The following is a 24,361-nucleotide window of genomic DNA, read 5'->3' as shown; positions in this document are numbered from 1 at the left end:
GGTTAGTCGTGTGAGTGCCCGGCGTGGGGGTCGGCGCCCGCGCCCGCGGCAGCCGCCTTGAGGGCACGATTGAGCGCGGCCGCCTGGTTCCGCACCACGAAATCGGCCTCGCTCACGCTCCCGTCGCTCGCGACAACGACCTCCCGGCGGTCCTCGTACAGCACCCGCACGGGCTTGCGTATGAACATGTCCCCGTTCTGCACGAACAGGTACGCCTCCGCGCCCTCGCGGACGACGGCCCCGGCCGGGAGCACGAACGGCAGGAGTTCGGTGCGGCCGTTCGGGGCGAGTGTAACGAGCTTCTCCACCGGCAACCGCAGCCGCACCCGCTGGCCTGGCCGGTACCGCCAGACGTAGTACGTGCGGCCGTCGCGCTCGAACGTGCGGGACTGGTTGTCGAGCGGCAGGTAGAAGGCGAACGTGCGGGCGGCCGGGTCAACCTGGTTGGACAGGTGATGGACGGTGAGCGGCCCCTGCGCGGCCCACGCGCCGGGCGCCTCGTCGGAGAACTCGGCCCGGATCGGCGTCCGGTTCTCGGCCGCGGCAGCTAGAGCATCGGCCTCGGACTTGAACGCCTGCCCCTCAACGAACAGCCGCTGGTGATTCGCGAGCAGGCAGAGCGTCTGGCCGGCCTGTACCTGCTCGCCGAGCGACACCTTGAGTTCTTGCACCTCGTACAGCGGTTCCGCGATCGCTCCCGCGGCGGGCGCGGGTTGCGGCGACCGGCCGGGGACGGCCACCGTCACCTCGGTCACGATTTTGCCCTTCTGGACCTCGTCCACCTGCGCCTGCGTGAGCCCGAACACCTGGAGCTGACGGCGGCCCGTCTCCAGTTGCGTGTTCAGCCGACTCACCGCGTTCTGCTGCTTAATCAGCTCGGCTTCCGATGTCGTGCCTTGCTTGACGAGGTTGGCGACCCGGTCCCGCTCGGCGAGTGCGAACTCAATCTCCTTGGCGGTCTTGGACAGGTCCGCCTGCGCGCCCTGAAGGAACTCGCTGGCGAGCTGCAGGGAGAACAGCGGTTGCCCGGCCTTCACCGTATCGCCGGGGCGGGCGGTGATCGCCGTCACCACGCCCGCGACCTTGGTGGTGACCCCTCGGTCGCTCTCGCCGGGGCGGTCCACGACGATCCCCGGCACCATCATCGTCCGCCAGTATTCCTGGGGGGTAAGTTGGTCCACGTCGAGCGCAAGGTTCCGTTGCGCCTGCGGGGACAACTTCACACGATCGTCGCGGGCGCCGTGGTCGTGACCGGCGTGATCGTGCCCGGCGTGGGCGTCCGCGCCCCCCTTCCTTTCACCGTGTCCGCCGTGCCCGTCTGCCTTTGCCGCGGGTCCGGCCGGGAACACGTGCGGCACCCACCGTTCCCGGGTGCGATACGCGGTGTACCCGCCCGCACCGAGAACGGTCAGCACGACCACCAGCGAAACGAATCTGCGCAGGTTCATGGCGCACCCGTAAACGCACCCACGCCACACGGCGCGGGCCATCAGAGAAATAAGGAAGAGTCGACCAGGCGCGGGAAACCGCGGGCCGACGAACAACCGCGCGGTCGGGTGCCTAGTTCCGGAGGGTGCAGAGCGAAAGGAATAGGGGAACGTGAGAGGTGAAATGGGACCTGCTGACGGCCACGCCCAAGGAAACGCGACCGGCTGTTACCGGCTCAAACGGCGCGATCACCTCTGCCGAGCTAACATCTGGCCCCAGCGACGCAGATACCTGTGCGGTCGCCGAAGAGACCAGAGGCGGACGAACCGAAGGACAGTCGCGTTCGTGCCGTTCGGGGTGAGAATGGCGATCCGACTCACCGGTTTGCGATTTTGCGCCGCCGGGCGACGCCGACGGGTCGGTTGTCGGCGCGTGGTGCCCGCAGCCACACAGTTCTGCGTCCGGGTCGGAGTCGGGAGCGGAGTGATCCGCTGGCTGAACTGGTTTTGCGGCGTTCGCGCAGGTGCAAATGCGGAAGGGCGTACCCCCCAACGTCATCAGCACCACGAGCAGCAACCGCACCAGCATTTCGCCCCTTTTTGCGTGTCAAACAGTAACGCTATTATCACGCGTGTGGCAACAGAGTCAATGCGGCTCGATCACCCATGTTCAGTCCTCCGCCCCCTGCCGTGCCGTGTTTCATCAAGGGCGCGGCTTCAAGCCGGCCGGCTTTCGAGTGTCGCTCGCTACCGCGCATACGAATGAGCGCAGTTGGGGTGCCGATCAACCGGTCTACCGCGCAGGCTCGCTGCCATCAGCCGTAGTGCACGTCTCTAAGGGCAGCCTTGACGGGCAGGCGGTCCAGGACCGCCGACGGGTGCCAGGGCAGGCCGCACCGGCTCCAAAGCAATGTGTACTGCCGCTGCTGATTCGAGCAGCGACGAGTTAGAAAATCCGGGTCGCGATTCGATTGGATCGCACAGTGGCGTGGCGCCGCTCACAACTCGAAACATGTGAGCGGGCCGTAGACCTGATCTCAGTACACCCCGACGACGGTGCTGCCGGCGATCTCGGAGAACGGCCGCACGCCGCTGACCCCGTCCCACGGGTACTTCTCGAACGGCTTCTCGCGCTCGCCCTCGTCGCGCTCGGGGAACCGGGGCACGAAGAACTCCTTGGTGAAAGTGGACAGCAGCACCCGGCCGGTGCCGCCGTAAGGCACCACCTCGTCGTAGTTCTTCGGGTTCACCACCTCGATCACCGCACGCGGCTGCGGCGCGTAGTAGCTGATCTTGAACCCGTCGTCCGGCCCGATCGGCTTCGAGCACGCCAAGCCCATCAGCGTGTTGCCGTAGGTCGGAGTCATGTACACCTCGCCGTTGTCGAGCATCTCCTCGTAGGCTTCTCGGGTGAACTGCGGGGTGAACTCGGTCCCGCCGGAGAAGATGCCCGTGATGCCGGCCTGCTTGATGGACCGCACGCCGCCGCGCGGCACCGGTTTGCCAATCGACCGGTACTTCTCCTCGAGCTTCCCGCCGCGCAGCGCCTCGTCGAGGGCTGCGAGCAGCTTGGGGGTGGTGAACATGCACTTGATGTCGTGGCCACCGGCCAGAATCGTCAGCGCCTGGTCGATGCAGTGGTCCTTGTAGGCTTGCGCTTCGGCAATTTTCCGCTCCTTGATGCACTTCACCACGTACCGCGGGTCCAGGTCGACGCAGAAGCAGATCCCCCCGCGGTACTGCGCCAGGTGCTCGATCGCCAGCCGCAGCCGGCGCGGGCCGCTCGGCCCGAGCATGAGCCAGTTACCGCCCCGGGGGAAGTACTGGTCGGGGAGCGTGTCCGACATCATCTCGTAATCGATCTTGAAGTCGTCGATCACGATGCGCGACTTCGGGAGGCCCGTCGTCCCCCCCGTCTCAAACACGTACACGCCGCGGTCGGCGTAGCCCTTCGGGACCCACTTGCGGACCGGGCCGCCGCGCAGCCAGTCGTCCTCGAAGATGGGGAACTTTTTGACATCGTCCCACCCGCCCACATCGGTGAGGGGGTTGAAGTTGAACGTCTTGGCCTTTTCGAGCCAGAACGGGGTGCCGGTTTCGGGCGAGAAGTGCCAGCGGACGACTTCTCGGATGTGGGCGTCGAGCTGCGCGCGGGCGTTCTTGATCCGCTCGTCCAGCGTCGTGCCGGTGACAGGGGACGGCTTGCCAGGTGTGTCTTTCACAGTTGCTCCAGTGCGAGCGAGGTTGGTTCAGGAGTTCAAAAGGCGAGCGGGGGGCATGAGCCCCCCGGGAAATCGACCGACAAAACGCTCATGAGAAAACCGGCTTCGCGGTCGAACTCGGAAAACTCTCGTCAGGGATCGGCCGGTTACGCGCGGACCGGTCGTCGGCTCGTTCCGTCGGTCCGTTCGTAGCGGTCTTTTCTGTCTGCGGTCGGCCGAGGGGCATCGGGCGTGGTTAAGTGCGCCCCGCCGGAATCACTTCGTCTTGAGTGCGAACAACTGGTTCTCGGTCATCACGTACATGACGCCGTTCGCGACGACCGGCGTGGACCGGATCGCTGAGGGGAACTCGAGCTTGGCGATCAGGTATTCTTTCTCGGTCTTGACCTTTTCGGCCTTCTGAATGGCTCGCGCTTCTTTCATGTTCGGGGCGTTCTGGGCAGCTCCCACCGCATCGAACTTCTTGGGCGTTGGAGTGTGTTTGAAAACGTACAGGTCCCCCGACTCGACCGCGAGGAACACCTTGCCGTCCACGTAGCACGGCGACCCCCAGATCGAGGCCTTCGTGTCGTACTGCCAGTACGACTCGCCGGTCTTGGCGTCGAGGCAGTGGATGTACCCGTTCAGCTCGCTGATGTAGACGATCCCGTCCACGATGCACGCCGTGGACATGGTGCGCCCGAACTTGAAGTCGCGCGGGGACCACTTGCGCTTTTCTTCCCAGCCGTACCGCCACACCTCGCACGAGTTCGGGTTCGGCTTCTCGCCGACCTCGTCCTTCCCGTCCGCGCCCTTCTTACGGTCCTCGAGGTGCTTCGAGATGTCGCCGGTCTTGCCCTTCTTCGGCTCCAGGCAGTAGAAGTTCGCGATCCCGCTGGAGTGCTCCGGGTCCTGGCCCACGCCGATGTAAACGCGGCCCTCGTAAACGACCGGGGTGCCGATGAAGTCGTTGCGGTTGCCGGTGCCGCCCAGGTCGTACACGGTGCCCTTCGGGTTGCAGTCGAACTTCCAGATCACCTCGCCCTTGTCCGGGGTGAACCCGTAGAGCCAGCCGTCGCCGCCGGGGAACACCACGGTGGGCACCCCGTCGAGAACCGCGTACACCGGGTTCGACCACTGCCCGTGCATGATGTTCTTGCCCGGGACGTTGCTCTTCCAGGCCAGCGTGCCGTCCTTCTTGTTGATGGCGATGAAGCTGGGGGCCAGCGGGCTGGGCAGGTTGATGTGGCTCTCGTCCACGCCGTTGGCGGTGACCGAGTAGATCAGGTCGCCCACGATCAGCGGGGACCCGGCGGACATGTTGTGCGGGAACACGTCCTGGTTTTTGATCAGGTCGTACTCCCAGACGATGTCCACGTCGGTCGCGTCGGTGTACTTTTCGGTCTTGACCCCGTCGTTCCCGTTGGCGAACCCGTTCACGTCGGCGCAAACGATGGTGCAGCGGTTGCTCACGTAGTACACCCGGTCGCCCTCGACCGTGGGCGTCGAGCACAGCCCCTCCTTCGGCCAGTCGGTCACGTTCCCGTTCGGCAGCTTGTCGTGAACGGACTGCCAGAGGAACTTACCGGTCTTCTCCTCGAAGCACATCAGGATGCCCTTGTCCACGGGCTGAACGGTGCCGTCCTTGTCCTTGAGCGTGTCGCGCTTGTTGCGGGGCTGTTCGTTGTTCGTGCCGACGAACACCCGGCCGCCGGCCACGGTCGGGCCGCCGTACGCGCGGGACCCGAGATCGGTCTTCCACAGCACCCACTCCTCGGACCACTTCTTGACCTCTTCCGCCTCGTCCCACTTGGGCGTTTCCGTCGGGAACTTGGCGATCTTTTCTTTGAGGTTCACCATGTTCCGTGAGAGGGTGCCGCCGAACATGGTGTGGTCGGTCGGCCCGCCGTTGGCCGCCAGGGGGGCCGAGTCGCCCTTCGGGGCGTCGGCCGCGATGACGAAGCTGGGCGGGCCGGTCAGGTGCCCGTTCTGCACGGCGGTGACCTTCAACTCACCGTTGGCGTCCGCCGCGAGTGCCACGGTCGGGCCGGGCGGGAGGGGCGGCGGGGTGAGCGGCGCCGGAGCGGCCGAGGGCTGCGGCACGGACATGGCGCTGGTCATGCTCACCAGCCCGGCCGCGCTGGCGATCAGGCAGACGGATGTCGTAAGAAGCAGTTTCACTTGGCTGTTTGTGGTCATGATCGGCGTTCCGTGTGTTGGGGGCGACGGACCGGGCGGTGCCCTCGTCGCGCTCCCGTACTGCGGGGAGCGCGACAAGGCGAGTGATCACTTCCCGCCCTTGTTGTTCGGGGTGATGCTGAGGTTGTCGAAGTACAGCTCCGACCCCGGCTCGGTTTTGCCGCCGCTGTCGAGCACGTTGGGGATGTACCCGTACAGCCCGGCGGCGCCATCCCGGTTCGGGTGCGGGTCCTCGAACTCAATGGTCCACTTCTCCGGCTCGGGCTCCCCCTTCTTCCACACCTTGCCGCGGAGCACGGCGGCCGTGGGCTTCAACTCGATGGCAAGCTTAAGGGTGTACCAGGTACCCGGCTGCCAGTCGAACGGCACCCCGATGTTGATCCGCTCGCGGGCCTCCCAAGAGGTGAGCCGGAGCGTGCGCTTCTGGAGCTTCGCGTCGGGCTTGCCGTCGAGCACCAGCGAGTACCGGCTGTTCACGATGCCGCCGTCGGGCAGCTTGCCGCGCACCTCGCTCCCCATCAGATCGGCTTGGATGGTGTAGTCGCTCGCGGTGGGGACGGTGACGTAACCGATGGCTTTGGCCAGCGGCGGCGGCGCTTTGTCGTTCACCTTGCTCAACACCTGGTTGCCGTCGGGCAACTTCTTCACCGCGAACTTGGCGTTGGTGTTGATCCAGCCGCCCGGCGACGATCCGTCCGGCGCCTTGTCGAAGTCGGTGCGGGCCGGCAGTTTGGGCGCGACCCGCACCCGGGCGCGGGCGGTGAGGGCGCCGACCTTGAAGGCTACGATCCCCTGCTGGGCCGGGTTGGGGCCTAATTCGAGGGCGCCCTCGGTGGGGCTGCCGGCGACTTTGCCGATGAGCGCCGGCGGTTGAGCGCCGGTCGGAGTTTTGTCCGGGAGCGGCAGCGCCCACTCGACCGGCGCGCCCGGGGCCGCCTTCAACTCGCGCCCGTTGGCGTCGAAATAGACCACGGAGAACTTGTAGGTCCCGCCGGGCGTGAGGGTGATTTCGGCCGGGTACAGCCGGGCGCCGGCCACTTTGCCGTCCGAGGGCGCCTCGGCGGGCGGGGCCGGGTACTTCGCGGCGGCCGGCTTGCTGCCGGTCTCGCCGAGGCAGAACAGGTCCGTGCGCGAGGTGAAGTACACCCGGCCGTTCACGGCGATCGGGGTGCCGTTGGTCTCCGTCTGAACCGGGCGACCGTTGATGCTCTCTTTGAAGATGTAGACGAACGTCTCGTCCTCGTCGGGCGCCTTCCTGCCGTTGAGCTTGATGATGTTGAGACGGCCCTTCACGTCGAAAATGTAGATCTTCCCGTCGGCCACCAGCGGTGCGCCGCGGACCTCCGTGGCGTACCGGTACTTCCAGAGCAGCTTGCCGGTTTTCGCGTCGAAGGCGAACAGCTCGCCGCTGTCCTCGGGCACGTACAGGACGCCGTCCGCCAGTGCCGGCGATGACAGCCCGAACCGCTGGCCCTTGCTGTACTCCCACACCGACTTCGGCCGCTTGGTCGCGGGATCGATCTGGCTCGCGTCCACGCAGATCACTTTGCCGATGACCCCGCCGCCCGGGTTCTCCTCGCCGTGAGAGCAGTACACCAAGTTGCCGTCCACGATCGGGCTGGGGTTCACGGCCCCGCCGCTGAACACATAGCTCCAGACGAGTTCGCCCGTGCGCACTTTAAACGCGTGCAGCGCCCCGTCGCCGCCGCCGGTGATGAGCAACCGCTGCCCGCCGATGACGGCGACCACCGGGTTGGACTGGTAGGTGGACTTGGGCGGGCCGGTGTCGGCGATCCAGACCACGTTACCGTTCTTGGCGTCAAACGCGTAGTACCGGTTGGCGCCGCGGGCGAGGTCGCCCCAGCTCGAGTTGATGATGCCGATGATGACCAGCCCGCTGTCGAAGGTCGGCGCGCTGACCCGGCCGCCGTAGCCGGTGAACCGCCCGAATTCCTCGGTGAGCTGCCGCTCCCAGACCTCTTTGCCGTCCTTGTCGAGGCACACGAGGTTGCCGGCGGTGGTGTTCACATACACGTACCCGGTCGCCGGGTCGGCGGTGAGCGGAGTCCACCCGAGCCGGCTCGAGACGACGTCCGAGTGGTAAATGCGCTCGACGTGTTCCCAGAGCTTTTTGCCGCTCTTTTCGTCCAAACAGACGATCCGCTCGGACTCGCTCAGGCCCTCACCGAACCCCTGAACGACGTACACGCGGCCGCCCATCACGAGCGGCGCGGAGCGCCCGCCGAACGGCGCCGACCACACGACGTTGCCCTTGTCCTTGAGGGCGGGGTCGAAGTCGGCGGGCAGGCCCTTTTCGAGCGAGTGGCCGTTCTGCGCCGGGCCGCGCCAGTGGACCCAGTCGGCGGCCCGCGCCGCGCCTGAACTCGCCAGCGCCAGGAGCGCCAGGAGCCCGAACAGTCTCGAAAGGGGTGGCAGCATCGTTCACTCCGTTATGCGTGCTCGTGGGGGCGGGGCAGGTACAGCGAACCGGGCGCCGGCGGGCTACTTCTGGTACACGACCCGGCGGGCCTTCATCTCGAACCGGGGGAGCGAGCCGGGCGGTGCGGCGCTCACATCAATGCGGAAGCACAGCGCGTCGCGGACCGCGCGGCCCACCTCTTCGGCGAGCGCGTGCCCGTCCCCGGCTACGGGCTCGATCTCCAGCCGCAGGTCCGCCAGAGGGTTCCGGCGGTCCACGTGGATGCGGTACTCGGCGACATCCGCGAACCGGCGGATGATGCTCTCCAGCGCGCCCGGGTAGACATTATTCCCGCGGACGTGGATCATATCATCCGCGCGGCCTAACACGCCACCTTCCAGCCGCCGCCAGGTGCGGCCCGTGGGGTCGGGGGCGGGCGCCATCCGGATCAGGTCGCCGGTGCGGTACCGGATCAGCGGGCTGCCGGTCCGGCCCAGGTTCGTGAGGACCAACTCGCCGGTGTCGCCGTCCGGCACGGGGCGGCCGGTTTGAGGGTCCACCACCTCGGCCAAGTAGTCCGATTCGAGCAGGTACAACTCACCCGGACGGCCCTCAGCCTCTACCGCCACCGGCCCGATTTCGGTCATCCCGTAGTGGTCGAACACGCGGGCGCCCCAGACCGCTTCGAGGCGCTGCCGGGTGCCCGGAATGTTGCCCCCCGGTTCCCCCGCAACCACCAGGGCGCGAACGGCGCTCGACGCCAGATCGATTCCCTCCTTTGACGCGATCTCCGCCAAATGCAGCGCGTAGGTCGGGGTGGCGAACAGGACCGTGCAGCGGTGGTCGAGCAAGAACCGCAGCCGGGCGGTGCTGCTGAGGCCGCCCCCGGGCATCACCAGGAACCCGCACCGGGCCGCGGCCTCGAACGCGGTCCAGAACCCCAGGAACGGCCCGAACGAGAACGGGAAGAACAGCCGGTCGGTGGGGCGCAGCCCGATGAGGGCAAAGTTGGTCGCCCAGCACCCGGTCAGCCAGTCCCAGGTTTCCGAGGTGTCGAGCCAGTGCAACGGGCGCCCGCTGGTGGTGCCGGACGTCTGATGGAAGCGGGTGTAGCGGTCGAGCGGGAAACTGAGGTTCGTACCGTAGGGCGGGCGCTCAAGTTGGTCGGCGATCAGCTCGGCTTTCGTCGTGAACGGCAGTTGAACGAAGTCGTCGAACGTGCGAAGCGAGGCGGGGGCAAGGGCACCGAGCTTGCGGCGGTAGAACTCGTTACCCGTGAGCACGCGGGCGAGCAGGTGCCGCACCGCGTCCAGTTGCGCGCCCCGGAGCCGTTCGCTGGGAGTGTTGAGGAGGATGCTCGGCATGATCGGCCCGGAGCGGCGTTCGTGTTGCGTGTGCCTCGCCTGGCTGCTGCCCGGCCGCCGGGGCCGGTGCGTTCGGCAGTATACTCTCCGCGCGCGGGCCGACAAGCGGTTCGGGTCTGCGAGGCATACAGAGATCGGCCCCGACTCTTACAGCCACCCCACGGGACCGATCGCACGGGCTCCACGGCACCACGGTTCCGGGCCTTTATTCCTGGCTTCAAACCGGCCAGAGGTGAGACACCGACTCCGGGGGGACCACCCGCACAAACCCGGCGGCGTCCTCGAGTTCCAGTCCGTCGAAACTCACGTCGAGGAGGCGCCCGGTGGTCCACGCTCCTCCGACGAGTTCGACCCGCACCGCACGGCCGAGCAGCCCGATCCGCCGCTTCCACCCGGCTTCCACCCCGGCCCGCTCGCCCGCCAAGAGACGGGCGTACTCCCGGTCCAGCGCGCCGACGACCACTTCGGCCGCGCCGCGTGGGTCATACGATCCTCCCGACACCGCGTGCAGCGAGGTCGCGGTCAGAAGGTTGGCGTGCGCGAAATCGGCCGCCGTCTGGGTGAGGTTCAGTCCGAGCCCGGCGACGGCGATTGTGCCGTCCCCGCTGCTGGTCTGCTCGATCAGGATGCCGCAGATTTTTTTCCCGTCGATGAGTAAGTCATTCGGCCACTTAATTCGGGCCTGCGCTCCGGATAGGGCGAAAACCGCGTCCGCGACCGCGACCGCGACCCAGGCGGTTAGAACGACCGGGCGGCGGATCGCGGGCGGGGGGCGTAACACCACCGACATCAGCAGCGAGCTGCCGGGCCGGCTGACCCAGGTGCGCCCGTACTGGCCGCGGCCCGCGAGCTGGTGGTCGGCGATCAGGACCAGTCCGCTCGCCTCCGGGTCCGCAGCGCCGAGGGCCGCGCCGAGCGTGTTGGTGCTTTCGACCGCGTCGTAAACGAGCACCCGCCGCCCGATGTGGGCGGTGTCGAAGCTCCTCGTTTCTCGGGGAAGAGGGGCGCTCACGACAGGTAATCCAGCCCGATGTCGAGTGCCGGGGCGGAGTGCGTCAGCGCGCCGACACTGATCCGATCGACGCCCGTGCCGGCAATGTCGCGGACGGTCTCAAGGTTAACCCCGCCGGAGGCCTCGAGCAGGGTCGTGGGACTGGACACGTCCCGGCGTGCGACGGCCGCCCGGAGCTGATCGAGGGTCATGTTGTCGAGCAGCACGATGTCGGCTTTCACCGCGAGGGCGTGTTCCAACTGCTCCAAGGTGTCCACCTCGACCTCGACCGGGAGGCCGGCGTTTCCGGGGTACTCTCGGGCGGCCACGACCGCCGCACGCACGTCGCCGCCGAGGCCCGCGAGGTGGTTGTCCTTGATGAGAATGCCGTCATACAGACCGACGCGGTGGTTCGTTCCGCCGCCGGTACGAACGGCGTACTTTTCGAGCAGCCGCCAGCCCGGGGTGGTTTTACGGGTGTCGAGCACCTGCGCCCGATGCCCGGCCGCGGCGTCGAGGTATTTGCGCGTGAGGCTGGCGACCCCGCTCAGACGCTGGAGGAAGTTGAGGGCGGTCCGCTCGGCCGCGAGCACTGCTCGCAGTGGCCCCGAGACGGTTGCGACCCGTGTGCCGCGCGTTGTGACCGTACCGTCGGGAACGAGTGGAGTGAATTGTAACCCGGGGCTGACATCGCGGCACACCAGCGCCGCGACGGGGAGCCCGGCGACAACGCCCGGCCCCCGCGCGACGAACGCCGCCGTTGCACGGGTGGATTCGGGGACGGTCGCCAGACTGGTGCGGTCGCCCGTGGGGCCGAGGTCCTCGGCGAGCGCCAGGTGTACGAGTGTGGCGGCGGACTCGAGTTCCGCCGGGGACATTTGCGGAGCGGTCATAAAGGCTATGATACGGCGCCGGCGGTCACGGGCTCATCGGCGCCCCAGGACTCGGCAGTGGCGTGCCCGGTGGCATGTGCCCCAGCTCTTCGGCCTTCTCGGCGGCGAGTTCGAGCTGGAGAACCGGGTCCGCTTCCACGAGGTGCGGCCCGACCCCCGTGCCCGTAATCGGGCCGCTGGTGGGCGCGATCAGCCGGGCGATGGTGACGCGCACCGTGCCCGCTTTGGGCGCTTTTCCGGACTTCCCCGATCCCGGCTCGACGTCGTCGAGCGTTACCAGCCGCAGCGGGTACTGCACGCTGCCCTTTCCGAAGCTCGGCACCCCGACGAGCGTCGCACGGTTGTTGTCCTTGAGGGCCGCCGCGAGCACCTCCGCGGCCGAGGCGGTTTCGGCGTCGATGAGCAGCACGATGGGAACGTCGTGTGCGGCCATGCCGGTCACGGACGAGAAGGCCCGGTTCGCGACCTCGCCCACCTGCCCCTGCGTGGTCACGATGAGGCCGGTCGGCAGCAGCCGCCGGGCGGTCTCGACCGCCGCGAGGAACGACCCGCCGTGGTTGCCTCGCAGGTCGATCACGGCCGCCCGCGCGCCGGCGGTCTTGAGGGCGTTGAGTGCCTCATCGAGGTCCCGGGGTGTAGACGCCTGGAAGTGCCCGATCCGCGTGTACCCGACCGGCTTGTCGGGCAGCATTCGGGTGCCGTACACCGAGGGGATTGTAACAGGAATTCGGACCTGAATCTTGGCGTCGTCCTCCGCGCCGCGGAGGTCGAGGTGGTGAGCCCCCTCGATCGGCGCCCGCAGCGCCCCTGCGACGGCGGGTAACGTCACCGGGTCGATCGTGCGGTTGTTCGCCCGCACCACCCGGTCGCCGCGCCGCACGTGAGGGTACGTCAGCGCGAACCACGAGTTCGGGGTCACCCCTTCGATCACCACGGCGTCATGGATCGCCCCGAGGTAGAGCCCGGCCGCGGCCAAGTCGGGCACCGCGTTCGCTTCCGTTCCCGTTGCGGGGGTGAGGAACACCGTGTACTCGTCGAGCCCGCTGCACGCACCGCTGGCGGCCTCGACGGCCAGGGCCGCGGGCGCTTTGAGCGTGAAGTGGTCCTGGGCGACCGCGATCAGGCGCCGCATCCCGGAGCGGGCCTCCTTGTGGTCCGCGATCGGCCGGCGTGCCCAGTGCTCGCGGAGCTGCGCGCGGAACTGGTCGACCTTGTCGGACCGCGGGTTGTCGAGGAACGCCTGCTTGAACGCCGGGCTACCGAACGCCCGGTCGAGTTCTCGGATCGCATGCGCCCACAGGTTCTGGGCGGTCGCCTTATCGCGGTCGGCGTACATCCCGGGGAGCTTTTGGAACACCTCGGCGAGCAGGTCCAGCCCGCCGTCGAGCGGCATCCCAGTGACGAACTGCTGAAACGCCGGGTCGCGGTGCCGGCGGAGTTGCTGCGTGTGCCGGAGCGCGGTGTTGAGCTTTTCCCGTACATCAAGGGCCGAGCGGTCGGCGACGAAGAGCAGACAGTAGTTGTTGAAGGCCGCTTCCCAGTCACCGGTCTTTTCAGCCTTTTCGGCCAGTTCGCGGAGCTGCGTGGGGGTGGGCTTCGACGGTCGGACGGGTCTCGGCTCCGGCGCGCCGGAGGCCGGGAGCGGGATCGCAAAGGCCGCGAACGCGAGCGTGCCGGCGGCAAGCAACCGGCGGATTGAGGCCCACGCGGTCATTGCGTAATCTCCCTTGTCACGCATTCGGCGGAACCGTCACGGTCGACATTCGAGGAGAGAAGCGAATGGCCACCCGTGAAAAGATCTTAGCCACCCCTGCCGGGTGGAGTCAAAGAAAAGTTCCGCTCTGTTACAGCCTCGAAACCATTTCCCGGCCCCCGTCAAGACGCAGAAAACCGGCCATGAGCGTCACTTGTCCGGGACCGCGATCGGAGTTACCACAACCGCAGTCCTTTTCGGTACGCGGGGAAGAGCCATGATCGATCCGGTGCGCCAGGATGTCGTTGCGGGGGCCGGAACGGTCGTCATCAAGGTCGGCACAAACGTTCTCGCCGATCCGACCGGGCGTCTGGACCGGCACCGCATCGATTCTCTCGCGGACCAACTCCACCGGATCCGCGCGGGCGGCCGAAAGGTTGTTCTGGTGACGTCCGGGGCGATCGGCGCCGGGGTCGGGAAGCTCGGCCTCGGGAAGCGCCCGGCCGACCTGGCCCACCTTCAGGCGTGTGCCGCGGTGGGGCAGTCCGCGCTGATGCAACTCTACCAGGAGAGCCTGTCGCGGTACGGGGTCCACACCGCCCAAATTCTCCTGACCGCCAGCGACTTCGAGAACCGCGCCCGTTACCTGAACGCCCGCAACACAATTGCAACACTGTTCGAGTACGGCGCGCTGCCGATCATCAACGAAAACGACACCGTGTCGGTGGCCGAAATCAAGTTCGGCGACAACGACCACCTCGCCGCGATGGTCACGAACCTGCTGCTCGCGCCGCTGCTGGTCCTGCTCACGAACGTGGACGGCCTCTACTCCGACGACCCGCGCGGCAACCCGGATGCGAAACTACTGGCAACCGTTCCGAACATTGACGCGTCGGTGACCGGCCTCGCCGCCGCGACGAAAAGCGCGCTGGGGACCGGGGGAATGACGAGCAAGCTCAAGGCGGCTCGGCTCGTTACCGTTGCCGGGGAAGCGGTCATCATGGCGAACGGGTCGCTCGACGGCATTCTGGACCGCGTGTTCGGGGGCGAACCGGTCGGGACACTGTTCCTCCCCCACGGGGAAGGGGTTTCGTCGCGGAAGCGGTGGTTCGGGCTGACGGTGCGGCCGAAAGGGGTGTTTCACCTCGACGCCGGAGCCCGGCAGGCCGTTCTGGAAGGGCGGAGCTTGCTGCCGGTCGGCGTAATCGCGGTAGAGGGGGAGTTCCGAAAAGGCGACGTGGTATCAATTTGCGACGCGGCCGGCGCCGAAATGGCGCGCGGCCTGACCAACTACCCGTCGGTCGCGGTGGAACGTATCCGCGGGCTCCAGACCGAGCGAATCGCGGCGGTACTCGGCACGGTCCCGTATCCAGAACTCGTTCACCGCGACAACCTGGTTCTGACGGCGCAGTGAGGTCGCCTGGAACTTGGGAGATAGGAAGTTAGAATGCCCGCGCCGGGTCGTCTCTCTGTCGGAGGCGACGGTGCTTCCTGGTGCCGAACCTGATGATGCCGCAAGGCGAAGCGAATCCCCCGGACCCGCGCGGCTCCGGCCGGCGGGCGGAGTTTGAGGCGCTTCACCAGCAGCACAGCCGGGAAGTGTGGGCGCTGGCGTACGCGCGGTGGATGGACTCGGACCTCGCCCTGGACATCACGCAAGAGGCATTCTTGCGGTTGTGGAAGCACTGGGAGGCCGGGGCCGAAGACATCCAGAACCCCCGGGCGTGGCTGCTGCGTGTCGCGAGAAACCTCGCGGAAGATTACGCAAAAAGTGCGTTCCGGCGGAACGGGACGCAGCCGCCCGAGCTATTGAATGGCGTGCGGTCCTCGCAACCGCTGCCGGCCGACGAGATGGAACGCCAGGAGCAGTTCGCCCAACTGCGGGCCGTGCTAGACGAACTGGCCCCCGCGGACCGTGAGATTCTCACCCTGCGCTACGCCCTCGATTACGACGCGAACACGATCGCCGAGCGGCTCAACATCGCTGTGACGGCGGTTCACATGCGCCTGAGCCGTGCGCGACAGCGGCTCGCGGAACGACTCACGACCCACGGAGACTTCGCCCCAGGTGAACCCACGGGCGAAACCCAAGCATGAACACGAACTCTCCCGAGTCGGTAGACGCACTCGACGCGCTACTGTCCGATTTCTTCAAGGCTCAACTCCGGACCCCGTGGCCGAAGGCGCCGGTAGCTCCGGTTCCGGTCGTTCCGTCTGAGGTGGCCCGTGCCGCCGCGGCGCCCGTGAAGGCGCCGAGTGTACCGGCGCGTGCGCGCGACAACGCGGCCCGCGCGCGGTTCACGCTTGCGGCTTCCGTGGCGCTCCTGATGGGCACCGGTTGGTTCCTTGCGTCCGGCGTACAATCTGGGCCGAACGCCGGTCGCGGCGCCGCGCCGGATGCCGGCGGTCTGAAGTTTCTCCCCGATAGTGGCGCGTCGGGACACGACCACATCCCACTGAAGAAAATGGGCGAAGACAAGGCCAAGGGGAACGAGGGCATCAAGATCGACGTCAGTGGAATCGAGTAAGCTACGGCGCTTGGACCCAACCTGACGACATCACTGCATCTCGGACATCTGAGATGTCAAGAGCGGCGGTCCCACTTGCAATGAGGATGATGGGCGAGCAAGCCCCGAACGTTTTCGTCTCCAAATCCCTTATTGCCGCGCGTGACCAGTTCACGCAAACCCGAGCAAGCTGCGAACCGCATCAAGCCCGCCGCCGTAATTCTGTGTCGTCGAGACTGAGGTATTCCAACCGTTGCAGCCCGTCCAGCCACTCGACGATCTGGTCGGTAACCCCTTCGGAAGAGAGGCGAAGCCTCGAATCAACCTGAAAGGGCACTCGCTGAAGATCGCCTTTCGGATACTCCGGCACGAGGCGGAGCGTCCGGAGCCGAAACTCGGGCGTCAGGTTCCACGCCATTCGCCACATCTTGACCGAGAGAACGTTCCCTCTCTCGTCGTGGGTCACCGACTCTCGGAGCCCGTCCTGCCGCATACGATCGAATTCCTCGCGTAGTGCGCCGGACGAGTACTAGGCCCGGCTCGGCCCCTTGTCCGGATCGAAGTCGGTCTCCTCCAAGAGCATGCCCGTATCTTCATCAAACAAGTAGGAAACTCCGTCGAAGAGGGCGCCTCCGAAATATTCGCCCACTTCGGGGTGCTGATCGTCGATCTCATCCGGCGTAACGGGGACGATCGCTTGGTACAGGACACGCGGTCGGTCGGACGTCCAGTCGGCCGCTGGTCCGCCGCGCACACCGTCGCTTACGAGGTAGTTCGCGACCACTTGGTCACCAATCACCTCGTAAGCGACGCCCGAGAACGGCTCCTCTCGGAGGTACAGACGCCCGTTTCGCTCGTGAAGCGAGTTAAGCCGATAGTGTCGCATTCCGCACCCACTGTTTCGTTTGGTTTAGCAGAGGTGCCTTGAGCGGCCCTCTCCCAGGGCGATGGCCGACGCGAACCCTCGTGCCACCGTGACAGTCGGAACGCTATTTTAGAGGCAGTCTCGAAGCTAGTTTTCTGGGGCCTTGGGCGGCTTCCGCATGAGGTCTTGATCCTTGTTATTCTCGGGCAGGCTATCGCGGGACATGCGATGGATCGGAGCGATGTAAGTCGATCCCGGCCTCGCTTCTCGCGGTGTTGTGCTTGTAGTCCTCGGACAGTCGCCGATACCGGCAGAACTGGCCGAACGTGCGTGCCACCACATACCGCCGCGGTTGCACCTCGAACGTCTTCTGCCATGGACGCCCGGTAACGATCTCCAGTAGCCACGTGGCCACGCCCCAGATCCGCCCGAGCGTGTCCACAAGCACGTGCCGCTTACCACCCGGCACCGTCTTGCCCCCGTCAGACCCTTCGGGCTGCCGGCCTCATACACGTTCCCAGTGGTCGTGTCGCAGTATTTCTCGAAGGGCGGCGACCGCCGAGAGTGGGGCACGAACGCGCGATACGGATGCGAAGGCCGTTTTGACAGGATCGACAGGATGAACAGGATTTAAAACCGATCGGTCTTTATCCTGTTCATCCTGTCGATCCTGTCAAAACGGCGCTCCAGAAGCACGGGCCGCAAAAAGCCGCCCGTTCTCGTCCTTGTGCCCGGTCGTGGGTGTCGCTGTCCTTCACGAGACCGCCTGGAGCGGCACAGGCGCGACCGCTCCTGGACGATCCGGCTCGTCAGAAAGCGACACCCACGACCGGTTCATGTATCAGTGGCCTTCACCGACTGGGAGTCTATGATGCCGGCACTCGGGATTGGTTCCCACCCGGCGGACGCCCGGATCTCGGACCGCAGCGCATTGTGCACCTGCTCCCAGACCCCGGCCGCGCGACACGTATAAAGGTAGTGCGAAACCGTCTTCCACGGCTGCAAGTCGTGCGGGAACTTGCGGCACGGGCACCCGCCTCGGGATAAGTACAGGACCGCTTTGACGATCTCTGGCCGCGTGTACTTGATCGAGCGGGGTGCAAGCTCGCTCTGCGGCGCAAATAGACACTCGGGATCATCCCGACGTGCCATCTGTACCTTAGGGGGCGGGTCCAGTTGGCGGCGTCTACTTCTTGTTGCACTGACAGTCCTGGTTGTGCCCCCTTTGACCGCCGCACAGGCAGTCCGGCCTGGACCACAAAGACCCGTATTCGCAACGGACCACGCAACCGCACTGTGAACTTGGGATGCAAAGTGTAACGGGGGGTTACAGCGCCGACGAGACGGCAAGCGGACACTCGCGAGCCGGTTGCGTCCAGGAGCCGCGCGGAGCGATCTCTCCCAGAATCCCCGGCTGTGGCCGTCGAGAACGATCCCAGTGGCATCCGCTGCGAGGTGTAACGGGGGGTTACAGCGCCGCTGATGGACGCCGACGAGGGCGTCGACTGGACAACTGCTGGCGGGGAACTGGCGCGTTGCTACCCGTTTGCTACCCACGAATCATCTGCACAACCCGCAGATAAGGTCCGTGTGGTCGGCCAATCCAGCCCCCGATGGCACCCGTTCAAGTGGCAACAAAATCAGGCTTCTAAATGACTTATGCGTATCACGTGGAGTCGTTTTTAGCGCTACGCTCGGGGCTCCCAGTCTGGAGCCCCCCCGCGGCACCGACTTGCCTTAGGAGTGACTGAGTTTTGCCGGGGAGCCAGAAACGGCTGATGTGGGATTAACGGTGTTGATGAGCCGCACTTGTAGGCCCCTGGCACGTTGGCTAAAATATCAGACATACGACCACCGGACGGTTCCGACACGGATTCGCGGCCTGCCGTTCGTCTGCGGTCCTCACTCCCGGCTTCGCCCAATTATGCCGCCCGAGCGACTCACCATTCCCGACCTACTTCAGCGCGGCGCGGACCACTTCCAGGCGAACCGCCTGCGTGAGGCCCGGGACGCGTGCGAGCAGGTGCTGCGAGCCGAGCCGGTGAACCCCCATGCCGCGTACCTGCTCGGCCTGATCGCGCACAAATCGGGCAATTATGCGGACGCGGCGCGCTGGCTGCGGCTGTCCGTCGCTGTTGGGGGCGCGAACCCCGCGATTCTTAACAACCTGGGCGAGGCGTACCGGGCACAAGGCCGACTGGCGGAAGCGCTACGCTGCTTTCAGGAGGGCATCCGGCTCGCACCGGGCATGGCCCAACTGCACAACAACTGCGGCCTCGCGTGTCACGCCTTGGGTCGGGTGGCCGAGGCCGCGGTCCATTTTTCGGAAGCCGTCCGCGTGCAGCCGGAGTACGCAAAGGCCCACCGCAATCTGGGCCGGGCGCTCCAGGATCTGGGCCGGGCGCGCGAAGCCTGGGCGTGCTTCGACCGTGCCCAGGCGTGCGGCCAGTGGCCCGAAAATACGACCGCCATCAAACAGTGAACCGGTCCGGACGGAGTTCGCCCATGTTCCGCCTCGGTGTGTGGCTCGCCTACGGCACCCGACTGACGCCCGAATCGGGGTCGGGTGTGTTCACCTACGAACTGATCCGCGCCCTGCTGCGTACCGATCCGCCCGTCGAGCTGACCGTCCTGACCCGGCCGGGCGATCACGACGCAGTCACGGCCAGCGCCGGCGGCCCCCACCCGCGACTCACCGTCCGCTCGCACATTCTCGGCGAGAAGAGCCTGCCGTTCGCCCTCGCCCGCGAGTGCGACGCCTGGCTGCTGCCGGCCACAGTCGCCGGCCCGCACAACCACGTCCCCACGGTGGTGTGGGTGTCCGACGGCGCCGCCCAGGAGGCGGCCCGCCCCCCCCGACCGTCGATCGAGTTCCTGGGCGGTGAGGAGCCGACCGTGGCCGCCCTCCTCCACTCGGCCACCGCGTGCGTGTGCCTGTCGGCGGGCACGGCCAATCGCGTCCTGCGCGACGGTCTGGGGCTGTCGCCCGCGAAGTTGCGGGTCGTCCGCCCGGCCCTGCCCGCGGACTTCGCGCCCCCCTCGGCGCCCCCACCGCGGCCCTCGGACCGCCCGTACCTGTTCTGGCCGGCGGCGTTCCGCGCTTCCAAGAACCACGCCGCGCTCATCACCGCCCTCCACCGGCTTGGCGAGCGCTACGGCGAACGTGGGTTCGATCTCGTGCTCACCGGTGACGAGCCCGGCCACCTGCCCGACGGGCTGCGCGCGCTCGTCGACTCTTACGGGCTCGGGGACCGCGTCCGCGTCCTGGGGCCGGTGCCACGAATCGAACTGGCGCGGCTCTACGCCTGCGCGTTCGCGACCGTGATCCCGTCCGCGCCCGCACAGGGGCCGTTCCCGCTTTACGAGAGTCTGGCGAGCGGCTGCCCGGTCGCGTGCTCGAACGTCCCGAGCTTGGCTGAGCACGCTCGCACGCTCGGCGACGCCGTCCCGTATTTCGACCCGGCCGACCCGGATTCGATCGCCCGCGCGGTGCTGCGCGTGCGGGACGACCGCTCCGAGGTGTTGGCCCGCCAGCGCGCGGCCGCAGCGCCGCTCTGGGACCGTACCTGGGCGGACGTCGCCCGCGAGGTGCTGGACGTGTGCCGCGAGTCCGCGGCAATCGCCACGATCCCCCCGGCCGAACGGGCGGCGCGGTGCGCCCGGCCGTGGCCCGACCGACCGCCCCTCAGCGCAACCCCCGTCGGCGCGCCGGAGCTGCTCCTGTTTTTGCCGGTCGTGTATCCCGGGGGTGTGTGGCAGGCGACCAAAGACCTTCTCACCGACCTGGTGGACATCAACCGGCGGGCGGGCCGGCTGGCGCTGACGTTCGCCCTGCCGGACCACGAGGGCGACCACACGGTGCTGCGTGCGCTCCGCCCGGCGCTCCCGATCGACCGGTTCGACTTCGCACCGATCACCCGCCTGGAGGCCGCGCGGCTAATCGGTCCGGCCGCAGGCGAGCTGCCGGAACGGGTGTACGGGTTCTTCAAGGGCTGCCCCGAGCACGCGCTCCGGGCGGACGCCTGGTTCGCGCTCGCCGACCGGTTCCGGTTCCCGCTGCTGCCCGTCCGCCCGTATGGCGTGTTGGTCTACGATATGATCCAGCGGCACGCGCCGGAGACGTTCCCGGAGTGGTTCTTCGAGTGGTCCGAGCGCGGGATGGCGCCCACCGTCGAGCGGGCCGACTTGGTGCTCACCGCCAGCGAGAGCACCAGATCGGACGTGGTCCGCTCGTACGCCGTCGACCCGAACAAGGTCCGCATGGTGCCGATCGCCGGCGCACCGGCGCGGCGGTTCGCGGCGGTGACGCCCGAGCCGGTCGCACTGCCGCGCGAGCCCTTCCTGTTGCAGGTGACCAACATCGCCCCACACAAGGGGATCCGGGTCATGCTGCGGGGGTACGCCGAGTTGAAGAAGCGGCTCGGTGCCGACACCCCGCTGCTCGTCGTATGCGGGTACGGCACGGAAATGATCGCCCCCACTTCACAGGAGCGGATCGAGGACCCGAACCTGCGCGTGGTCCGGCGTCTGTTCGCGGAACTCGGGCTGCGCGAGGGGCAGGACGTGGCGCCGCTGGGATTCGTCAACGACGCCCAGTTGTGCGACCTGTACCAGCGTGCGGCGGTGGTGGTGAACGCCGCACGGTACGACAACGGCACCCTGTGTGCCATCGAGGGGCGGTATTTCGGCCGCCCGGTGGTGAGCTCCGCATACCCGGCGGCCGAGGAGATGGCCCGGCGGTTCGATCTGCCGGTCCACTTCTTCCCGGTTGAGGACGCGGTCGGTCTGGCGGACCGGTTGGCGGGTGCGCTGGCCGAGAGGCCGCTGACCGGGGCCGACCTGTCGGATGCTCGGAAGCACCTGGATCGCCCCGAATTCGCCCACCGCCGGTACGCGGAGGGGGTGTACGAACTGCTGGTCGAGCTGGCGGAGCGCGGCCGCTCCCGGCACACTGGCGCGTGAGGGCCACCGGCTACGAGCCGGCGCAGCAAATCATACATCTAATTGTTGAAAAATTGCTGCGATACCAAAACAAGCTATTGACACCCGAATCTCAATCATCCAATATTGGATCTGAACTCTTACCGACGGCGACCCGCAGAAGACCGCCCACTGCGGCGATCGCATCCCCACTTGCTACTCCATCCGTTGTGACGACCTGCGGTCGGTTGTCACCTGCTCACCACGCGTTACAACCCGTTTCCCACGCAGAGGCGCCCATGATCCGTCGCCCATCATTCCTGTCGCAGCTTTGGTCGGACTGGTCCGTTGCTGCCGAAGCCGCCCCAACCCAGGGGCCGTTGCTGAACCTCGAAACGCTTGAGGGCCGTGCGATGCCCTCGGCCGTTCTAGCTCGGGTCCGCCAGGACCCCACGATCACTCCGGCGGCGAGCTACGACGAGGTCGTCCTAGTTGCCGACAATGGGTCCGAGTTGGTGCTATTCAGCCAGTCGCACGGGAGCGGATACGGAGCCAGCGGGGCCAGCGCCGCCGTGGCCGACAGCGGCGATGTCGTGGTCGCCTTCACCCCGAGCTACTCGGCCAGTACGGTCCCGAGCGCGTCCCTGGGTGGGCTGTTCCGGTACAGCCCGGTGAGCGGCAGCGTCATCCAGATCGGCACTGTCCCCTCAAGCACGTTCGGCCTGGACATCGCGGTAACCACCGACGGAACGGTTGTCGAAGCTCGAACCCGGAACGTTGGAACGTCCCAGTACAACGAAGTGGTTGCCCTCACCGGCAACGGAGCCGAGACGGTGCTGTTCAGTGAGGCGTACGCGCAAGGGTATGGGGCCAACGGGGCGAGCGTAGCGGTAGCGGGCAGCGGCGACCTCGTCATCGCCTTCACGCCCAACGCCGTTCTCCGGTTGAACCCGACCGCGTTCGCGGGCGGACTGTATCGTTACAGTTCGGCCAGCGGTAAAGTCACCCCGATCGGCCCACTCAACCCGAACACGTCCGACCTGGACATCGCGGTCACCGCCGATGGGAGCATCATCGGAGCCCGGACCCGGTTCACCACGGCGGCCCCGTACACCCATTACGACGAGGTGGTCGCCTTCAACGGCGGGACCGAGACGGTACTGTTCAGCGAGGCACATGCGATTGGATACGGTGCCGTCGGCGCCAGCGCGGCCGCCGCGGATAACGGTGACGTGGTGATCGCGTTCGGCCAGAATTTCTATGCCGCAACGGTCCCGGGGGCGTCCACCGGCGGATTCTTCCGGTACAGCGCGGCGACCGGTACTGTTACCCGGACCGGTGCGGTCCCCCCCCGCATATCTCCCTTCGACCTCGCGGCGGCTCGCTCTGAGATGACGGTCCCACCGGCAGTTCCGCCGGAGGACCCGGCCCCGGAACCGCCGACCAATACGGCCGCCTTCACGCTAAACCTGACCCATGACGCAATCGTGTCGACCGCCGTGGGCGGCCAACTGAGCCTGCCGGTGGGTAGCATCGAGCCGTTCGCGGGGTACACCGATGCCCTGCAGACTGCCGCCGCAGATGTGAACGGCGATGGGGTCGCCGACGTCTTCGTCGCGACGGCCAGCTCCTCCAGCCACGTCAAGTTGTACGACGGCGCCACCGGCGCCCTGCTCCGGAGCTTCCTCGCCTTCGAAGGGTACAACGGCGGCGTGTCCGTCGGCGCGGCCGACATCGACGGGGACGGGACCATCGACTTGATCGTCGGCACGCTCACGGGCTCCTCGCACGTGAAAGTGCTGAGCGGCAAGACCGATCAGTTGCTGGACAGTTTCTTCGCGTTCGACGGCTTCACGGGCGGCGTCCGGGTGACAGGAACCAACAACGCCGATGGCACGGGCCAGATCGCCATCGGCACCGCGACCGGGCCTTCGCACGTCAAGGTTTTCAAGGGCCAGTCGCTCACACTCATGTCGAGCCAGTTGATTTTCGCCGGGTACACCGGCGGGCTCAACGTCGGGTTCACCGATGTCAACGGCGACGGAACGGCCGACCTGCTGGCGGGTACGGCGGCCAACTCCTCTCACGTGGTTGCCGTCGACGGGAAGAGCCAAGACGTCCTGGTTAGCTTCCTCGCGTTTCCGGGTTATGCTGGTGGCGTGTCCGTTGCGGGCAACGGGGGCAACATCCGGGTCGGGGCCGCCGGCTTCGGTCCGCCGCAGGTGACAGAGTTCGACCCGACCGCGACCGCGATCGACAGCTTCATGGCCTTCGACGAGGGGTACCTGGGTGGGGTGCTCGTGAGTTGACGAGCGCTCGCGCAGGATGGCATGAGATGTCGCGCTCACCCGCCTGCATCAGCAGCAGGCGGGTGACGGACCGAGCGATCCGCTTGACGCGATGGAATTTGATCCGGGGAGCAACGCGACTTCGCCGCCGTACCGCGTGGACATCGGGATCAGTACGTCGGCCCCCCCGAGTAGGAGGTGACGAGCAGCCGCGCCCGTCCGCGAAGAGCCCGTTGCCACCGTCGCAATGCGGCCCCCAGAAGTGGTGGGCGACGCAATTATTCTTGAAGTCACCGGGGCATACCGGGCCGGCCCGTTGGGGGCACGCGCCAGCGGTCCCGGTGGCGTATCAGCGCGCCGTGTTGGCGGTCCAGCGGTACGCAACAGTGGCCGGCCACCAACCCCATTTTCGGTCCGCACTCGGGAGCCGCTCGCCGAACGCAACGGTGTTACTCGTCCCGTCACTACCGCGACCGGTTGTGTGACGGGAGTGCTGTGCAGTTCCTTGACAGACCGGTTAGTCCGGCCCAGCCCGTTGCCCTGTTCCAGGTGCGTCATCAGTCGCCCGTCTCCGGACGTGTGGAAGCCGTTAAA

At 67.0% G+C, this 24,361-nt stretch carries 18 protein-coding genes; 6 read left to right on the top strand and 12 right to left on the bottom strand.

What is annotated here, in order from left to right; genetic code table 11:
* Positions 1 to 2: 2 nt before the first annotated feature.
* The 8 genes from GobsT_RS17860 to GobsT_RS17825 all read right to left on the bottom strand — a co-directional run bounded on the left by GobsT_RS17860 (position 3) and on the right by GobsT_RS17825 (position 13,208).
* Positions 3 to 1,448, bottom strand: a complete 1,446-nt coding sequence (locus tag GobsT_RS17860; protein WP_010042710.1) for an efflux RND transporter periplasmic adaptor subunit — start codon at positions 1,446 to 1,448, stop codon at positions 3 to 5.
* A gap of 1,016 nt (positions 1,449 to 2,464) precedes the next feature.
* Entirely contained in the window at positions 2,465 to 3,649 is a 1,185-nt protein-coding gene (locus GobsT_RS17855; protein ID WP_010042709.1) for a hypothetical protein, read from the bottom strand.
* Positions 3,650 to 3,904: 255 nt separating this feature from the next.
* Positions 3,905 to 5,827, bottom strand: coding sequence for an outer membrane protein assembly factor BamB family protein (locus tag GobsT_RS17850; protein WP_010042708.1), 1,923 nt, complete (start codon positions 5,825 to 5,827; stop codon positions 3,905 to 3,907).
* Positions 5,828 to 5,914: 87 nt separating this feature from the next.
* Positions 5,915 to 8,266, bottom strand: a complete 2,352-nt coding sequence (locus tag GobsT_RS17845) for an outer membrane protein assembly factor BamB family protein (RefSeq protein ID WP_010042706.1) — start codon at positions 8,264 to 8,266, stop codon at positions 5,915 to 5,917.
* 63 nt (positions 8,267 to 8,329) lie between these two features.
* Positions 8,330 to 9,610 carry a phenylacetate--CoA ligase family protein gene (locus GobsT_RS17840; protein ID WP_010042703.1) on the bottom strand — a complete coding sequence of 427 codons (1,281 nt, stop codon included), beginning with the start codon at positions 9,608 to 9,610 and terminating at the stop codon, positions 8,330 to 8,332.
* Between the two features lie 217 nt (positions 9,611 to 9,827).
* On the bottom strand, positions 9,828 to 10,622 hold the full coding sequence (locus GobsT_RS17835) for a biotin--[acetyl-CoA-carboxylase] ligase (RefSeq protein WP_010042701.1): 795 nt from the start codon (positions 10,620 to 10,622) through the stop codon (positions 9,828 to 9,830).
* Positions 10,619 to 11,494 (bottom strand): carboxylating nicotinate-nucleotide diphosphorylase, encoded by an 876-nt coding sequence (gene nadC / locus GobsT_RS17830; protein ID WP_029601010.1) that lies wholly within the window; start codon positions 11,492 to 11,494, stop codon positions 10,619 to 10,621. Before nadC ends, GobsT_RS17835 begins: the two co-directional genes overlap by 4 nt.
* A gap of 25 nt (positions 11,495 to 11,519) precedes the next feature.
* Complete coding sequence (locus tag GobsT_RS17825; RefSeq protein ID WP_010042697.1) at positions 11,520 to 13,208, bottom strand: S41 family peptidase; 1,689 nt, start codon at positions 13,206 to 13,208, stop codon at positions 11,520 to 11,522.
* Between the two features lie 256 nt (positions 13,209 to 13,464).
* On the opposite strand from GobsT_RS17825, the gene proB reads away from it, so the two are divergent.
* From proB to GobsT_RS17810, 3 genes are all read left to right on the top strand, one after another.
* Positions 13,465 to 14,601 carry a glutamate 5-kinase gene (gene proB / locus GobsT_RS17820; protein ID WP_010042695.1) on the top strand — a complete coding sequence of 379 codons (1,137 nt, stop codon included), beginning with the start codon at positions 13,465 to 13,467 and terminating at the stop codon, positions 14,599 to 14,601.
* Positions 14,602 to 14,681: 80 nt separating this feature from the next.
* Positions 14,682 to 15,284 (top strand): RNA polymerase sigma factor, encoded by a 603-nt coding sequence (locus tag GobsT_RS17815; RefSeq protein WP_010042693.1) that lies wholly within the window; start codon positions 14,682 to 14,684, stop codon positions 15,282 to 15,284.
* Positions 15,281 to 15,715 (top strand): hypothetical protein, encoded by a 435-nt coding sequence (locus GobsT_RS17810; protein ID WP_010042692.1) that lies wholly within the window; start codon positions 15,281 to 15,283, stop codon positions 15,713 to 15,715. The genes GobsT_RS17815 and GobsT_RS17810 overlap by 4 nt, the downstream gene beginning before the upstream one ends.
* Before the next feature lie 181 nt (positions 15,716 to 15,896).
* Here GobsT_RS17810 and GobsT_RS17805 read toward each other — a convergent pair whose 3' ends face one another.
* The 4 genes from GobsT_RS17805 to GobsT_RS41105 form a co-directional block, all read right to left on the bottom strand.
* Positions 15,897 to 16,160 (bottom strand): hypothetical protein, encoded by a 264-nt coding sequence (locus GobsT_RS17805; protein ID WP_148087782.1) that lies wholly within the window; start codon positions 16,158 to 16,160, stop codon positions 15,897 to 15,899.
* A gap of 63 nt (positions 16,161 to 16,223) precedes the next feature.
* Positions 16,224 to 16,580: a hypothetical protein gene (locus GobsT_RS17800; RefSeq protein WP_010042690.1), complete on the bottom strand. Its 357-nt coding sequence runs from the start codon at positions 16,578 to 16,580 to the stop codon at positions 16,224 to 16,226.
* A gap of 190 nt (positions 16,581 to 16,770) precedes the next feature.
* Positions 16,771 to 17,028, bottom strand: a complete 258-nt coding sequence (locus GobsT_RS17795) for a hypothetical protein (protein ID WP_109571028.1) — start codon at positions 17,026 to 17,028, stop codon at positions 16,771 to 16,773.
* A gap of 365 nt (positions 17,029 to 17,393) precedes the next feature.
* On the bottom strand, positions 17,394 to 17,711 hold the full coding sequence (locus GobsT_RS41105) for an IS5/IS1182 family transposase (RefSeq protein WP_010040050.1): 318 nt from the start codon (positions 17,709 to 17,711) through the stop codon (positions 17,394 to 17,396).
* Positions 17,712 to 18,483: 772 nt separating this feature from the next.
* Here GobsT_RS41105 and GobsT_RS17785 point away from each other — a divergent pair.
* The 3 genes from GobsT_RS17785 (at position 18,484) to GobsT_RS17775 (ending at position 23,788) form a co-directional block, all read left to right on the top strand.
* On the top strand, positions 18,484 to 19,041 hold the full coding sequence (locus GobsT_RS17785) for a tetratricopeptide repeat protein (RefSeq protein WP_010040044.1): 558 nt from the start codon (positions 18,484 to 18,486) through the stop codon (positions 19,039 to 19,041).
* A gap of 23 nt (positions 19,042 to 19,064) precedes the next feature.
* On the top strand, positions 19,065 to 21,521 hold the full coding sequence (locus tag GobsT_RS17780; protein WP_010040043.1) for a glycosyltransferase: 2,457 nt from the start codon (positions 19,065 to 19,067) through the stop codon (positions 21,519 to 21,521).
* A 257-nt stretch (positions 21,522 to 21,778) separates the two neighbouring features.
* Positions 21,779 to 23,788: an FG-GAP repeat domain-containing protein gene (locus GobsT_RS17775; protein WP_081471631.1), complete on the top strand. Its 2,010-nt coding sequence runs from the start codon at positions 21,779 to 21,781 to the stop codon at positions 23,786 to 23,788.
* The last annotated feature ends 573 nt before the right edge of the window (positions 23,789 to 24,361 follow it).

Origin of the sequence: Gemmata obscuriglobus (assembly GCF_008065095.1) — a bacterium.
Classification (GTDB): domain Bacteria; phylum Planctomycetota; class Planctomycetia; order Gemmatales; family Gemmataceae; genus Gemmata; species Gemmata obscuriglobus.
This window is presented reverse-complemented; position numbering and strand designations above follow the sequence as displayed.

Coding starts and splice junctions, on each gene's coding strand:
- GobsT_RS17860 (WP_010042710.1), bottom strand. CDS start 1,448: ATGAACCTGCGCAGATTCGTTTCGCTGGTGGTCGTGCTGACCGTTCTC.
- GobsT_RS17850 (WP_010042708.1), bottom strand. CDS start 5,827: ATGACCACAAACAGCCAAGTGAAACTGCTTCTTACGACATCCGTCTGC.
- GobsT_RS17845 (WP_010042706.1), bottom strand. CDS start 8,266: ATGCTGCCACCCCTTTCGAGACTGTTCGGGCTCCTGGCGCTCCTGGCG.
- GobsT_RS17840 (WP_010042703.1), bottom strand. CDS start 9,610: ATGCCGAGCATCCTCCTCAACACTCCCAGCGAACGGCTCCGGGGCGCG.
- nadC (WP_029601010.1), bottom strand. CDS start 11,494: ATGACCGCTCCGCAAATGTCCCCGGCGGAACTCGAGTCCGCCGCCACA.
- GobsT_RS17825 (WP_010042697.1), bottom strand. CDS start 13,208: ATGACCGCGTGGGCCTCAATCCGCCGGTTGCTTGCCGCCGGCACGCTC.
- proB (WP_010042695.1), top strand. CDS start 13,465: ATGATCGATCCGGTGCGCCAGGATGTCGTTGCGGGGGCCGGAACGGTC.
- GobsT_RS17810 (WP_010042692.1), top strand. CDS start 15,281: ATGAACACGAACTCTCCCGAGTCGGTAGACGCACTCGACGCGCTACTG.
- GobsT_RS17800 (WP_010042690.1), bottom strand. CDS start 16,580: ATGCGACACTATCGGCTTAACTCGCTTCACGAGCGAAACGGGCGTCTG.
- GobsT_RS41105 (WP_010040050.1), bottom strand. CDS start 17,711: ATGGCACGTCGGGATGATCCCGAGTGTCTATTTGCGCCGCAGAGCGAG.
- GobsT_RS17785 (WP_010040044.1), top strand. CDS start 18,484: ATGCCGCCCGAGCGACTCACCATTCCCGACCTACTTCAGCGCGGCGCG.
- GobsT_RS17780 (WP_010040043.1), top strand. CDS start 19,065: ATGTTCCGCCTCGGTGTGTGGCTCGCCTACGGCACCCGACTGACGCCC.
- GobsT_RS17775 (WP_081471631.1), top strand. CDS start 21,779: ATGATCCGTCGCCCATCATTCCTGTCGCAGCTTTGGTCGGACTGGTCC.